Raw genomic sequence first — 15,425 nt, 5'->3', positions numbered from 1 at the left:
CATGTCAGACCCTACACTATTTGATTATTCAATGATCAAAGGTACTGTTGAAGCGATATTGTTTCAAAACAGTGATAATTTTTATACAGTGCTTAAAGTAGATACTATTGAAACAAATGAAGACTTTGATACAATGCCAACTGTTGTAGGGTTTCTTCCGAATATTGTTGAAGGCGATGTCTACACATTTAAAGGGCAAGTTGTTGATCATCCACGTTATGGTAAACAATTAAAAGCAGAGACTTTTGAAAAAGAAATGCCACAAACGAAAGAAGCAATTATAAGTTATTTATCTAGTGATTTGTTTAAAGGTGTAGGTAAAAAGACAGCTCAAAATATTGTTAATACATTAGGTGACAATGCGATAAATGATATATTAGATGACCATTCAGTGCTAGAAAAAGTTTCGGGATTATCTAAAAAGAAACAGAAACAAATTGCAGAACAAATTTCAGCAAATCAAGAATCTGAAAAAATAATGATTCGTTTACATGATTTAGGGTTTGGTCCTAAACTTTCAATGGCAATTTATCAGTTTTATCTCGGCGATACACTGACTATTTTAGATCGAAATCCATATCAATTGATTTATGATATTAAAGGTATTGGTTTTAATAAAGCAGATCAACTTGCTAGAAATATTGGTATCGCTTATAACGATAATGAACGATTAAAAGCTGCGTTGCTCTATACGTTAGAAGAAGAATGTATTAAACAGGGACATACATATTTGCCTATCAATGTTGTTATAGATTTAACGGTTGATGTATTAAATTATCAAGATGAAGAGGTCATCGAACCTGAAAAATTAGACGAAATGTTGCAATACTTAAATGAGGAAAAACGACTAATTATTGACAATGAACAAGTTGCAATTCCAAGTTTGTATTATTCTGAAATCAAAAGTGTTCAAAACTTATTCAGAATAAAGACGCATACAAATAAACTTACGGAAATTGAACAGTCAGATTTACAAATGCATATTGGTGAAATAGAAGATGCGAATCAAGTGAACTATGCAGCTTCACAAAAAGAAGCTTTGCAAACGGCTATCAATTCTAAGGTGATGCTATTAACCGGTGGACCGGGAACAGGAAAGACGACAGTAATTAAAGGTATTGTAGAATTATATGCTGAGATTCATGGCTTATCATTAGATTATGATGATTATGTCAATGATGATTATCCAGTTGTATTAGCAGCGCCAACAGGAAGAGCGTCTAAGAGACTACAAGAGTCAACTGGATTAGAAGCAATGACGATTCATCGTTTAATAGGTTGGAATCAAGACACAAAGCCAGAGGATATATTAGAAAATGAAATAAACGCACGACTCATAATCATTGATGAGATGTCTATGGTAGATACTTGGTTGTTTCACCAATTTTTAAGTGCAGTTCCTTTAGATGCACAATTGATATTTGTAGGTGATGAGGACCAATTGCCTTCTGTAGGTCCTGGTCAAGTATTTAAAGATTTAATTGAATCGAAAGCTATACCACGAGTTAATCTGACTGAAGTATATCGTCAACAAGATGGTTCAAGCATTATAGAATTAGCACATCGAATGAAATTGGGTCAGAAAATTGATATTACACAGCGTTTTCATGATAGAAGTTTTATTAACTGTCAGGCAAACCAAATACCAACAGTTGTTGAGAAGGTAGTTACTAGTGCTGTTAATAAAGGGTATACTATGGCTGATATTCAAGTGCTTGCACCAATGTATAAAGGAAATGCCGGTATTAAACGTTTAAATCAAGTTTTACAAGATATTTTAAACCCTAAAAAGAAAGACACACGAGAAATTGAGTTTGGTGATGTAGTCTTTAGAAAAGGTGACAAAGTATTACAACTTGTTAATAGGCCAAATGATAACATATTCAATGGTGACATAGGAGTTATTGTTGGTATTTTTTGGGCGAAAGAAAATGCCCTTAATAAAGATGTACTTGTTGTGGATTTTGAAGGTAATGAAATTACATTTACGAAACAAGATATGATGGAATTAACACATGCTTATTGTACATCAATCCATAAATCACAAGGTTCAGAATTTCCTATTGTTATCATGCCTATTGTTAAACAGTATTTTAGAATGTTACAAAGACCGATATTATATACTGGTTTAACTAGAGCGAAAACGAGTTTAGTTCTACTTGGTGATCCAGAAGCATTTGATATTGGATTAAAAACAAATGGTCAAGCGCGTTTAACACAATTATGTACATTGTTGAAAAATTATTTTAATTCAGAAGATGAAGAAATGCTGGAAAACACAGCAACTAATGATACAGGAGCTTCACAAACGACAATAGATGATCAAGTAGAAGCGCCAATGTCATCGAATGATAGTGGAGAAGTTACGTCTGATTCAACAAAAACAGATATAAATGTATTAACGGAAGCTACAATGTTTAAAATTGACCCAATGATTAATATGGGAGAAATCACGCCGTATGACTTTATAGAACGTTGACAACAAGCGTAAATGTAACTAAAATAGAATTAAATTCGTATAAAGATGAGTAGTTAATGATTTGTTTATCAGAGATGTACTGGTTGGTGAAAAGTACAACAAACATTAGTGAACGCTACTTTATGCACAACTGTATAGTCGATTTAAAGTGATAAATGTGTTGAATTGCATTTATAACTAGGGTGGTACCGCGATAACGTTCGTCCCTTTTGAGGATGGGCGTTTTTTATTTTTTAATAATAAAAAATGATATTGATTTATACTAGTTTTTCAAATCGACTATCTGTGTCATCAATTTTTATGGAATGGTAATTTAAAAACAGTAAATAGGATGTGTAAAAGATGAAAAAGTTAAAAGCGAGTGAAATTAGACAAAAATATCTAGATTTCTTTGTTGAAAAAGGACATATGGTTGAACCTTCTGCACCATTAGTGCCAATTGATGATGATACATTATTATGGATTAATTCAGGTGTAGCAACATTAAAGAAATATTTTGATGGACGTGAAACACCTAAAAAGCCAAGAATTGTAAACTCTCAAAAAGCTATTCGTACAAATGATATTGAAAATGTTGGTTTCACAGCGCGTCACCATACATTCTTTGAAATGTTAGGTAACTTCTCAATTGGTGATTATTTTAAACAAGAAGCGATTGAATTTGCTTGGGAATTTTTAACGAGTGATAAATGGATGGGTATGGAGCCAGATAAATTGTACGTTACGATTCATCCGGAAGATATGGAAGCATATAACATTTGGCATAAAGATATTGGGCTTGAAGAAAGTCGTATTATTCGCATTGAAGGTAACTTCTGGGATATTGGTGAAGGGCCTTCAGGACCGAACACTGAGATTTTCTATGATCGCGGAGAAGCATATGGACAAGACGATCCGGCAGAAGAAATGTATCCAGGTGGAGAAAATGAACGCTATCTTGAAGTATGGAACTTAGTATTTAGTGAATTCAATCATAATAAAGATCATAGTTACACACCATTACCTAATAAAAATATTGATACCGGCATGGGGCTTGAGCGTATGGCCTCAGTTTCTCAAAATGTACGTACTAACTATGAAACAGATTTATTTATGCCTATAATGAATGAAATCGAAAAAGTATCAGGTAAACAATATTTAGTAAACAACGAACAAGATGTGGCATTTAAAGTAATTGCTGACCACATTCGTACGATTGCATTTGCAATTTCTGATGGTGCATTACCTGCCAATGAAGGTAGAGGATATGTATTACGTCGATTGTTACGTCGTGCCGTTCGTTTTAGTCAAACGTTAGGAATCAATGAGCCATTTATGTACAAACTTGTTGATATTGTTGCAGACATTATGGAACCATATTATCCAAATGTTAAGGAAAAAGCAGATTTCATTAAGCGTGTTATAAAGTCTGAAGAAGAACGATTCCATGAAACATTAGAAGATGGTTTAGCGATTTTAAATGAATTAATTAAAAAAGCTAAAGCGACAACAAATGAAATTAATGGGAAAGATGCATTTAAATTGTATGATACGTACGGGTTCCCAATTGAATTAACTGAAGAAATAGCAGTGCAAGCAGGATTGAAAGTTGATATGACAACATTTGAGTCAGAAATGCAACAACAACGTGATCGTGCACGTCAAGCACGTCAAAATTCTCAATCAATGCAAGTTCAAAGTGAAGTATTGAAAAATATTACATCTGCAAGTACTTTTGTTGGTTATGATACTGCGACAGCTCAAACAACACTAACACACTTGATATATAATGGTGAAGAAGTTTCACAAGTTGAAGCGGGTGAAACAGTATACTTCATGTTAACGGAAACACCATTTTATGCAGTCAGTGGTGGACAAGTTGCGGATACAGGTATTGTTTATAATGACAATTTTGAAATTGCTGTTAGTGAAGTAACCAAAGCACCAAATGGTCAAAACTTGCATAAAGGAGTAGTACAATTTGGCCAAGTAAATGTTGGCGCTACAGTGTCTGCTGAAGTGAACCAAAATGATCGACGTGACATTCAAAAGAACCATAGTGCAACACATTTATTACATGCAGCGTTGAAATCAGTACTGGGTGATCATGTTAACCAAGCTGGTTCACTAGTAGAAGCAGATCGTTTACGTTTTGATTTCTCTCATTTTGGTCCAATGACTAATGATGAAATTGATCAAGTTGAACGCTTAGTAAATGAAGAAATTTGGAAAGGTATTGACGTTAACATTCAAGAAATGGATATTGCTTCAGCTAAAGAAATGGGCGCAATGGCATTATTCGGTGAAAAATATGGTGATGTTGTGCGTGTAGTAAATATGGCACCATTTTCAATTGAATTATGTGGTGGTATTCATGTCCGCAATACTTCTGAAATTGGCTTATTCAAAATAGTAAGTGAGTCAGGTACAGGAGCTGGTGTGCGTCGTATTGAAGCATTAACAGGTAAAGCAGCTTTCTTATATTTAGAAGATATTCAAGAGAAATTTAATACGATGAAATCACAGATGAAAGTGAAATCTGATGATCAAGTAGTCGAAAAGTTAACACAATTACAAGATGAAGAAAAAGCATTATTAAAACAATTAGAGCAACGTGACAAAGAAATCACATCACTTAAAATGGGTAATATTGAAGATCAAGTTGAAGAAATCAATGGCTATAAAGTATTGGTTACTGAAGTGGATGTACCAAATGCGAAAGCAATTCGCTCGACAATGGATGATTTTAAATCTAAACTACAAGATACAATTATCATTCTTGCAAGTAATGTTGATGATAAAGTATCGATGGTTGCAACTGTCCCTAAATCTTTAACAAATAACGTTAAAGCCGGTGATCTTATCAAACAAATGGCACCAATCGTTGGTGGTAAAGGTGGCGGTCGTCCAGATATGGCTCAAGGTGGCGGTACACAACCTGAAAATATCTCAAAATCATTAAGCTTTATTAAAGATTACATTAAAAATCTATAATTTAAAGCCATAATATTGTATGATGATAGTGAGTTATATTTGTAATTAAAGGAGTGTCGCAAATGGAAAACTTTGATAAAACAATGAAATTCGACTATGAAGAACTTCCAACGCAAGATGTAAGAGATGTTTTAAATAATGTTTATCGAACATTAGATGAACGAGGATATAATGCCGTAAACCAAATTGTAGGTTATTTATTATCAGGTGACCCTGCGTATATTCCACGCCAGAATGAAGCAAGAAATCAAATTCGTCATATTGATAGAGATGTTATTATGGAAGAACTTGTTTCTTACTATTTAAAAGAGCAAAATAAATAATTTATGTTACAACATAAAATTTTAGGACTCGATGTCGGTAGTAGAACGGTAGGAATTGCAATTAGTGATATAATGGGTTGGACGGCACAAGGATTAGACACACTCCGAATCAATGAAGAAAATAATGAATTAGGTATTGAGCAATTAGTAGACATTATTAAAAAACATAATGTGGGTACAGTCGTAATAGGACTACCTAAAAACATGAATAATTCAATAGGATTTCGAGGCGAAGCTTCGTTAACATATAAAGAAAAATTATTAGAAGCTTATCCTTCTATTGAGATTGTGATGTGGGATGAAAGATTAAGCACAATGGCTGCTGAACGATCATTATTAGAAGCAGATGTTTCAAGACAAAAAAGAAAACAAGTGATTGATAAAATGGCAGCGGTATTTATTTTACAAGGCTATTTAGATTCACTACATTAAAAGGAGATTTTACTATGACTGAACATAATCATGATTCACAACTAGAAATTAATAACGAAGAAGAATTATTAACTTTATTCGATGAAGAGGGAAATGAAGTTTTATACCGAAAAGTTTTAGAATTTTATCATCCTGAATTCAAAAAAGAGTATGTTATCTTAGCTGAAGAAGGTGCTCAATCAGATGAAGACGATATGATTGAGCTTGTACCAATGATCAATGAACCAGATGAGTCAGGTGACGGTGGTAAGTTAGTACCAATCGAAACTGATGAAGAATGGGACATGATTGAAGAAGTTGTAAATACTGAAATGGAAGAATAATTAAAAAGATTTTACTCTTGCTAACCTTAAGATGGGTAGGCAAGAGTATTTTTTTAAGTCAAGCAATGTATAAATAATTAACGCTTATAATTTTATTGAAAATATGGTAAAATATCTAAAGTTAAATTTTATATGAATGATTCGCTTCTATAAATAAAATAGCTTTGCGTCTAACAAGAAATCAGTCATTTAATTGGTTGGCAAAATTATAATCAATTGTGAAGGCTGATTTATTTTATTGTCATAATCATATTGACTTATTTTACATAAAGGAAGTTTAAAACATGGATGACCTAAATAAAAAATATTTAATAGATTTACATCAACATCAAAATAGTTCAATCGAAGTTTTGCGTGAATTTGCCGAGGGAAATGAAGTGCCAATTGTAGATCGTTTAACATTAGATTTAATTAAGCAATTAATTCGTATGAATAATGTTAAAAATATTTTAGAAATTGGTACAGCAATCGGCTATAGTTCTATGCAATTCGCTTCTATATCTGATGACATTCATGTCACAACGATAGAGCGTAATGAAACGATGATTCAATATGCTAAACAAAATTTAGCTACTTATCATTTTGAAAACCAGGTTCGAATTATTGAAGGTAATGCTTTAGAGCAATTTGAAAATGTAAATGACAAAGTTTATGATATGATATTTATTGATGCAGCAAAAGCGCAATCAAAGAAATTTTTTGAAATATATACACCACTTTTAAAGCACCAAGGTCTCGTAATTACAGATAATGTTTTATATCACGGTTTTGTATCGGATATTGGGATTGTTAGATCGAGAAATGTAAGACAAATGGTTAAAAAGGTTCAAGATTATAATGAGTGGTTAATAAAGCAACCAGGATATACAACGAATTTTTTAAATATAGACGATGGATTAGCGATTTCAATTAAAGGAGAATGACTATGACAGAATTACTTGTCACACCCAAGTCATTAAGCCATATGGAAACACTTATTGATTTAGGTGCAGATGCTTTTGTAATTGGCGAGCAAAAGTTTGGTTTAAGACTTCCAGGGGAATTCAATAGACAACAAATGACAGAGGCTGTCGCATTAGCTCACAAAAACGATAAAAAAGTATATGCGGCAGTGAATGGATTATTTCATAATTATCATTTAGATGCTGTAGAAGATTATATTAATTTTTTACATGAAATACGAGTTGACAGAATTATTTTCGGGGATCCAGCAGTAGTAATGTATGTGAAGGCGCAAGAAAATCCAATACCACTTCATTGGAATGCAGAGACGTTAGTAACTAATCATTTTCAATGTAATTACTGGGGTAAAAGAGGCGCATCAAGAGCTGTCTTAGCACGTGAGCTGAATTTGGATGAAATTATTAATATAAAAGAAAATTCAAATGTGGAAATTGAGGTGCAAGTTCAAGGAATGACTTGTATGTTCCAATCAAAGCGTATGCTACTAGGCAATTATTATACGTTCCAAGATCGCCAAATGAAAATTGAACGTCGCAATGATGAACAATCTTTATTACTTTATGATGAAGAAAGACAAAATAATTACCCAGTTTACGAAGATTACAATGGTACGCACATTATGTCACCAAACGACATTTGTTTAATTGAAGAATTAGCACCATTTTTTGAGGCGGGTATAGATTCATTTAAAATCGATGGTATTCTACAAACGGAAGAATATATTAATGTGGTAACGGAACAGTATCGTCAAGCGATAGATTTGTACAATGAAGATCCTGAAATCTATGAAGATGAGAAATTTATGTTGATTGATCCAATTGAAGAAATTCAACCTGATCATCGACCATTTGACGAAGGTTTCTTATATAAACAAACAGTATATTAAGGAGGTTAATCATGAAGACAATAGAAGAGATTAAATCAACTCCTAAAACAGTTATGAAGAAACCAGAATTATTAGCACCTGCTGGAAACTTAGAAAAGTTAAAAATAGCAGTACATTATGGCGCTGATGCCGTATTTTTAGGTGGTCAAGAATATGGATTACGTTCAAATGCTGATAATTTCACGATGGAAGAAATAGCTGAAGGTGTTGAATTTGCGAACCGTTACGGTGCCAAAATTTATGTTACGACAAATATTATTGCACATGATGAGAATATTGAAGGTCTAGAATCATATTTGCGTAATTTGGAAAAGACTGGTGCGACAGGTATCATTGTTGCAGATCCTTTAATTATCGAAACATGTAAAGAAGTTGCGCCAAAACTTGAAATTCATTTATCTACTCAACAATCACTTTCTAATTACAAAGCTGTAGAATATTGGAAAGAAGAAGGATTGGATCGTGTTGTATTAGCACGTGAGACCGGCGCGATGGAAATGCGTGAAATGAAGGAAAAAGTAGATATTGAAATCGAAGCATTTATTCATGGTGCTATGTGTATCGCCTATTCAGGTAGATGTACATTAAGTAATCATATGACTGCAAGGGATTCCAACAGAGGCGGTTGCTGTCAAAGTTGCCGTTGGGATTATGAATTATTAGAAGTTGATGATAATGGTGAACTTGATGTATTTTATAATCAAGGTGAAGTTACACCGTTTGCGATGAGTCCTAAAGATTTAAAATTAATCGAATCAATTCCTCAAATGATGGATATTGGTGTGGACTCATTAAAAATTGAAGGACGTATGAAGTCAATTCATTATATTGCAACAGTTGTCTCAGTATATCGTAAAGTCATTGATGCGTATGCGGCAGATCCTGACAACTTTAAGATTAATCCGGAATGGTTAATTGAGTTAGATAAATGTGCAAATAGAGACACTGCACCAGCATTCTTTGAGGGAACACCTGGTTATGAAGAACAGATGTTTGGTCAACAACAATCTAAAAAATCACCATTTGATTTTTGTGGTTTGGTATTAGACTATAATGAAGATACAAAAATTGCGACTATTCAACAACGAAATAACTTTAAACCAGGTCAAGAAATAGAATTCTTTGGTCCAGAAATTGAAACATTTACACAAGTAGTAGAAGCAATTTATGATGAAGAAGGTAACAGCTTAGACGCGGCGCGCCATCCATTACAAATCGTTCAAATTAAAGTGGATCGCCCGATATATCCAAACAACATGATGAGAAAGGAAATTGGCTAATGAAAGCTACTACAATCATTGGCATAGCTGGTGGATCTGGCTCAGGAAAAACAACTGTAACTAACGAAATTATGAAAAACTTAGAAGGTCATAGTGTCGCTTTACTTGCTCAAGATTACTATTATAAAGATCAAAAGCACTTGACTTTCGACGAGCGCCTAGAAACCAATTATGACCATCCATTTGCATTCGATAATGATTTATTAATTGAAAATCTTAAAGACTTGAAAAATGGTAAAGCAGTAGAAGTACCGACATATGATTATGCTAGTCATACAAGAAGTGACATTACCATTGATTTTAAACCTAAAGATGTTATTATCGTAGAAGGTATTTTCGCTTTAGAAAATAAGGTATTACGTGATATGATGGATGTTAAAATATATGTTGATACAGATGCAGACTTGAGAATATTACGCCGTTTAACACGAGATACTAAAGAGCGTGGGCGTTCAATGGACTCTGTTATCAATCAATATTTAAGTGTTGTTAGACCTATGCATGACCAATTTATTGAACCGACTAAGAAATATGCTGATATAATTATTCCTGAAGGTGGGAGCAATAAAGTTGCAATAGATATTATGACAACAAAAATTCAGTCTTTAGTTAGCAAGCAATAGTATAATTCAGTAAAGGAAGATGACAATATGGAAAATCAAAAGCAATATCCAATGACTCAAGAAGGTTTTGAAAAATTAGAGCGTGAACTTGAAGAATTAAAAACAGTTAAGCGTCCTGAAGTTGTAGAGAAAATTAAAGTTGCACGTTCATTTGGTGACTTATCAGAGAACTCTGAGTATGATGCAGCAAAAGATGAACAAGGATTCATCGAACAAGATATTCAAAGAATTGAGCATATGTTAAGAAATGCATTAATCATTGAAGATACTGGAGATAACAACGTTGTTAAAATTGGTAAAACAGTAACGTTTGTAGAATTACCAGGTGATGAAGAGGAAAGTTATCAAATCGTTGGTTCAGCTGAATCAGATGCATTTAATGGTAAGATTTCAAATGAATCACCAATGGCTAAAGCGTTAATTGGTAAAGGTTTAGATGATGAAGTTCGTGTTCCACTACCTAATGGTGGCGAAATGAACGTAAAAATTGTTAATATCCAATAAATGATCAAATAGATTGTTTAATTGCGCGATTGAAGTGTGTTAATGATACTTCGGTCGTGCTTTTTTATATTCAAAATCAAAAAATCGGACAGATGAAAAGTAAAAATTTTCCATCAGACCGAATGATAGCAGAACCTAAATTAGTGTAAGAGTTACAATATTAACTACTCCATTTTAAAAAAGCAAAATATTTCCGAGAAAACAAATTGATTATCATTTGTTATTGTATGCGATTTGAATTACTTATTAAACAACTTGTGCTTCTCAATGATACAATGAAAAGGTATTCAATACTGGTTTATTGCAATACAAAGGGGGATTTAAAGTGGATGTAAGATTTATTAACGAGCAGACAATTATGATTTATTTTGAAAATAAAATATCCGAAGAGACATATCGTAATGTCACAGCAATGGTACGGTGGATACGAGAAAAAGAAATATTAGAAATTCAAGATATTGTCCCTTCGTATCGAGCAGTTCTAATATATTTTGATGAACAAGCTATAACATCTTCTAAATTAATTGAAAATTTAGAACTTAACAAATTTAATGAAAAAAATGTTCATGCTGTGAATCAAACCAATCGTATTATTAAAATACCTGTTCAATATGGTGGTACATATGGACCAGATATTGAAGAAGTAGCAAAGCATAATCGAATAACTGTTGAGCAAGTTATTGAAAAACATACAAGTAAACCTTATTTAATATATATGCTAGGATTTATGCCAGGATTTCCATACTTAGGCGGACTTGATGAACAACTACATACACCTAGACGTAATCAGCCAAGGTTAAAAATTCATGCAGGTTCTGTAGGTATTGCGAATAATCAAACAGGACTATATCCATCAGATTCTCCTGGCGGATGGCAAATTATTGGACGCACACCGTTAAAAGTATTTAGCAGCGAGCGTGAACCAATGTCAATGTACGAAGCAGGAGAATGGATACAATTTTATGCAATAGATGAACAGAAATTTATACAAATCGAAAGAGATATATCAGATGGCAACTTTAATGTTGATGACTGGGTGGTGATTGAAAATGTCAATTAAGATTTTACAACCAGGTCTCTTTTCAACGGTACAAGATCTAGGAAGAATAGGTTATGAACATATTGGATTTTCAGGCGCAGGTGCCATGGATCAATTTAGTTTTAAGGTTGCGCAGTCATTAATTAACAATGATGGTCCAGCGATTGAATATACTTTGATTGGTCCTACCATTCAATTTAATACGCAAAATACATTTGTTATAACCGGTGGTAGTATTAATGCTTCGCTAAATAATAAAACTATATCAATGAATTCTGTCATATTAGCTGAGAAAGGTGACATTTTAAAAATAGGTGCTATAACCAAAGGTGCACGCGGTTATCTTACTTTTGGTCATTCTATCAACGTACCTTCTATTGCTGAAAGTTATGCAACACATACCCGAAGCAGTATAGGAGGATTCAAAGGTAGAAAGTTATTAGCTAATGATGTAATAACAGTGAAAATAAATAATGACTTTAAAGAAAACATTGGAAAGACTATTCATTTACAGGACGATTTATTGCCAGAAAATAATATTATACACATTCTTCAAGGACCTCAATTCGAGGCATTTTCTGAAGAGGCTAGAGCGAAAATTGTAAATCATCCATATTTAATTACTGAACAATCAGACCGTATGGGCTATCGTTTGGAAGGTGACAGCGTTGCACCAATTAATCAAGCAGATATCATTTCTGAACCGGTTGCTCTTGGTAGTGTTCAAGTACCAAATGATGGTCAACCTATTATTCTGCTTAATGATAAACAAACGATAGGTGGTTATACCAAAATTGCAACTGTATGCAAATTTGATCTGCCAAAGTTAGCACAGATGAAACCAAAAGATACAATTCAATTTAAATGGATATCATTCCAAGAAGCTGTAGATAAGAATCGGGAACAAATGTCTCTGTTTAATGAAATTCTTAAGAGTCATCAAAAGACTCCAATTTTTGATACATCTAGCTTGCGACATACTTCGAAAAAATTATCAACAATTTTAAAAGGGGATTTGTAAAATGAATATTGAAAAAATCGAACAAATAATCAAATTAGTGAAGGAAAATGATGTTAAGAAATTTAAATATAAAAATTTTGAAGATGAAATAGAAATTGACTTCACTGACTCGAATCATTTGGCTGCACACAGTAATCAATCAAATCAAAGTATGAACAATAATGATTTGACAGCTTCAAAAGCGAATGATAACTCCGATGTTTCGACAAATGATTATCATGACATTAAATCACCAATGGTAGGTACATTCTTTTTACAAGATAGTAAAGAATTAACTGAACCAATTGTGAATGTCGGTGACAAAGTTAACAAGGGAGATATTATAGGATATGTTGAAGCGATGAAAGTATTAAACGAGGTAACAACAGATGTTGCTGGAGAAATTACTGAAATAGTAGCTGATCATGGCACAAATGTTGAATACGACCAAGTTTTGGTACGTATTAAGTAAAGGGGGTAAGTAAATGCTTCGTTGTTTAATTGCGAACAGAGGTGAAATTGCTGTAAGGATTATAAGAGCTTGCAGAGAATATGGGATTGAAACTGTAGCAGTTTATGCAAAAGGGGACGAGCAAAGCTTGCATGTACATTTAGCAGATCAAGCTATATGTATTGGGGAAGCTAATGCTTTAGATAGTTATTTAAATATTGACCGCATCATATCTGCTGCACAAATCACTGGTGCTAATGCAATTCACCCAGGATATGGCTTTTTATCAGAATCAACAAAATTTGCTCAAACCGTTGAGGAACAAGGCATAGCGTTTATAGGGCCTACTAAAAAAACGATGGAAATGATGGGGGATAAAATAACAGCAAGACAAACAGTTCATCATGCAGGTGTTCCTGTGATTCCAGGATCAAATGGTGCTGTGAATCATGTGTCTGAAATTGAGAATCTTGCCAAAGACATCGGTTATCCAGTTGTTATCAAAGCTGCCAGTGGCGGTGGTGGTAAAGGTATACGTATTGTAAAGAAAGCTGAAGATTTAGAAAAGGCATTTAAAGAAGCTAAAAGTGAAGGAAAAAAATACTTTGATGATGATCGTGTTTATGTTGAGGCTTTTATACCTGTTGCAAAACATGTTGAAGTTCAAGTTATGGGAGATGGGCAGGATAATTATGTACATTTAGGGGAACGTGATTGTTCTGTACAACGTAAAAATCAAAAATTAATCGAAGAATCTCCTTGTGCAGCATTAACTGAAGAACGACGACAACAAATATGTAACGATGCTGTTAAAGTTGCACGTGCAGCAAATTATAGAAGTGCAGGTACGATTGAATTTTTAGTAACTGATACCGCACATTACTTTATTGAAATGAATGCTCGAATACAAGTTGAACATACTGTTACAGAGATGCGAGCAGAACGTGATTTGGTTGCAGCACAACTGTATTTATTGGAACATAATCATTTACCTTTTTCACAAAGCGATATTCAATTTAATGGTCATGTGATAGAAGCGAGAATAAATGCCGAAAATCCTGAAAAGAAATTTCAACCAACACCAGGTAAAGTGACAGCGTTACATTTACCTCAAGGCTTTAATGTGCGAGTCGATTCTTTACTATATCACGGTTATCAAGTTTCACCATATTATGATTCTTTAGTAGCTAAAGTAATTGTAAAATCTCATGATAGAGCTTCAGCAATTGATAAGTTGAAAGTCACCTTAGATGAAATGGTGATAGATGGATTTTCTACAACTGCCGATTTTTTATATGCAGTTTTAAATTATCCACTATATCGTGATGGAGATGCAAAAGATGTTGATATTAAATTTTTAGAAAAACATCAAATTGTTAAAGGGGTGGAATTATAATGCGAGTTGATTTGAATTGTGATTTAGGCGAAGCATTTGGAAATTATTCCTTTGGTGGTGATCATCAAATTATTCCGTTAATTACAAGTGCGAATGTTGCTTGTGGTTTTCACGCTGGTGATGAAAATGTAATGAATGAAACGGTAAAACTTGCCAAAGCACATAATGTTGCAGTAGGTGCACATCCTGGTTTACCTGATTTGAAAGGCTTTGGCAGACGAAATATAGATATCTCTAACGACGAGATTTATAATTTGATGATTTATCAATTAGGTGCATTACAAGGGTTTTGTCGCATTCATCAACTTAAAATTAATCATGTTAAACCGCATGGTGCATTGTATCAGATGGGTGCAAAAGACAGAGAAATAGCAAACGTTATAGCACAAGCTGTTTATGACTTTGATCCATCACTAGTGTTAGTAGGATTAGCAAATTCATATCTAATTTCAGAAGCAAAGAATGTCGGATTAATTACAGCTTCTGAAGTGTTTGCTGATAGACGATACGAAGATGATGGGCAGCTCGTTAGTAGAAAAGAAAGTGATGCTGTGATTACTGATACTGACGAAGCACTTAAGCAGGTTTTAAAGATGGTGAAGGAAAATAAAGTTATTTCAAAAAACAATAAGGAAGTAACGTTACAAGCAGATACAATTTGTGTGCATGGTGATGGAGAACATGCATTATTATTTGTTTCGAAAATTAGAGAAATTTTAATGAAAGAAGGCATTGATATTCAATCCTTATAGG

15 protein-coding genes are annotated in these 15,425 nt (G+C 33.4%); all 15 read left to right on the top strand.

Annotated features, from left to right (window positions below):
- Position 1 precedes the first annotated feature (1 nt).
- The 15 genes from NSS86_RS06745 (at position 2) to pxpA (ending at position 15,424) form a co-directional block, all read left to right on the top strand.
- The gene (locus NSS86_RS06745; RefSeq protein WP_001283312.1) at positions 2 to 2,479 is read left to right on the top strand and encodes an ATP-dependent RecD-like DNA helicase; all 2,478 of its coding nucleotides are present in this window, start codon (positions 2 to 4) and stop codon (positions 2,477 to 2,479) included.
- Between the two features lie 342 nt (positions 2,480 to 2,821).
- Complete coding sequence (gene alaS / locus NSS86_RS06740) at positions 2,822 to 5,452, top strand: alanine--tRNA ligase (protein ID WP_000734075.1); 2,631 nt, start codon at positions 2,822 to 2,824, stop codon at positions 5,450 to 5,452.
- Positions 5,453 to 5,514: 62 nt separating this feature from the next.
- A complete protein-coding gene (locus tag NSS86_RS06735) occupies positions 5,515 to 5,775 on the top strand; it encodes an IreB family regulatory phosphoprotein (protein WP_000426912.1) in 261 nt (86 codons plus the stop codon).
- A 3-nt stretch (positions 5,776 to 5,778) separates the two neighbouring features.
- Positions 5,779 to 6,207 carry a Holliday junction resolvase RuvX gene (gene ruvX, locus NSS86_RS06730; RefSeq protein ID WP_000939063.1) on the top strand — a complete coding sequence of 143 codons (429 nt, stop codon included), beginning with the start codon at positions 5,779 to 5,781 and terminating at the stop codon, positions 6,205 to 6,207.
- A 14-nt stretch (positions 6,208 to 6,221) separates the two neighbouring features.
- Positions 6,222 to 6,530: a DUF1292 domain-containing protein gene (locus tag NSS86_RS06725; RefSeq protein WP_000134779.1), complete on the top strand. Its 309-nt coding sequence runs from the start codon at positions 6,222 to 6,224 to the stop codon at positions 6,528 to 6,530.
- Between the two features lie 284 nt (positions 6,531 to 6,814).
- Entirely contained in the window at positions 6,815 to 7,453 is a 639-nt protein-coding gene (locus NSS86_RS06720) for an O-methyltransferase (protein ID WP_000342258.1), read from the top strand.
- A gap of 2 nt (positions 7,454 to 7,455) precedes the next feature.
- A complete protein-coding gene (locus NSS86_RS06715) occupies positions 7,456 to 8,379 on the top strand; it encodes a peptidase U32 family protein (protein WP_000137774.1) in 924 nt (307 codons plus the stop codon).
- A gap of 11 nt (positions 8,380 to 8,390) precedes the next feature.
- A complete protein-coding gene (locus tag NSS86_RS06710) occupies positions 8,391 to 9,659 on the top strand; it encodes a U32 family peptidase (protein ID WP_000848304.1) in 1,269 nt (422 codons plus the stop codon).
- A complete protein-coding gene (udk, locus tag NSS86_RS06705; RefSeq protein WP_000648617.1) occupies positions 9,659 to 10,282 on the top strand; it encodes a uridine kinase in 624 nt (207 codons plus the stop codon). The genes NSS86_RS06710 and udk overlap by 1 nt, the downstream gene beginning before the upstream one ends.
- Positions 10,283 to 10,309: 27 nt before the next feature.
- Positions 10,310 to 10,786 carry a transcription elongation factor GreA gene (gene greA / locus NSS86_RS06700; RefSeq protein WP_000431312.1) on the top strand — a complete coding sequence of 159 codons (477 nt, stop codon included), beginning with the start codon at positions 10,310 to 10,312 and terminating at the stop codon, positions 10,784 to 10,786.
- Positions 10,787 to 11,111: 325 nt separating this feature from the next.
- The gene (gene pxpB / locus NSS86_RS06695) at positions 11,112 to 11,846 is read left to right on the top strand and encodes a 5-oxoprolinase subunit PxpB (RefSeq protein WP_000383180.1); all 735 of its coding nucleotides are present in this window, start codon (positions 11,112 to 11,114) and stop codon (positions 11,844 to 11,846) included.
- Positions 11,836 to 12,846, top strand: coding sequence for a biotin-dependent carboxyltransferase family protein (locus tag NSS86_RS06690; protein ID WP_000023318.1), 1,011 nt, complete (start codon positions 11,836 to 11,838; stop codon positions 12,844 to 12,846). The genes pxpB and NSS86_RS06690 overlap by 11 nt, the downstream gene beginning before the upstream one ends.
- Before the next feature lies 1 nt (position 12,847).
- Positions 12,848 to 13,297, top strand: coding sequence for a biotin/lipoyl-containing protein (locus NSS86_RS06685; protein ID WP_001019340.1), 450 nt, complete (start codon positions 12,848 to 12,850; stop codon positions 13,295 to 13,297).
- A gap of 13 nt (positions 13,298 to 13,310) precedes the next feature.
- Positions 13,311 to 14,672, top strand: coding sequence for an acetyl-CoA carboxylase biotin carboxylase subunit (locus NSS86_RS06680; RefSeq protein WP_000942744.1), 1,362 nt, complete (start codon positions 13,311 to 13,313; stop codon positions 14,670 to 14,672).
- Positions 14,672 to 15,424, top strand: a complete 753-nt coding sequence (gene pxpA / locus NSS86_RS06675) for a 5-oxoprolinase subunit PxpA (RefSeq protein WP_001261793.1) — start codon at positions 14,672 to 14,674, stop codon at positions 15,422 to 15,424. Before NSS86_RS06680 ends, pxpA begins: the two co-directional genes overlap by 1 nt.
- Position 15,425 lies beyond the last annotated feature (1 nt).

Source organism: Staphylococcus sp. FSL W8-0056, assembly GCF_037963075.1.
Taxonomy (GTDB): Bacteria; Bacillota; Bacilli; order Staphylococcales; family Staphylococcaceae; genus Staphylococcus; species Staphylococcus aureus.
Note: the sequence above shows the minus strand (reverse complement) of the source record. Positions and strands in the feature narration are given on the sequence as shown.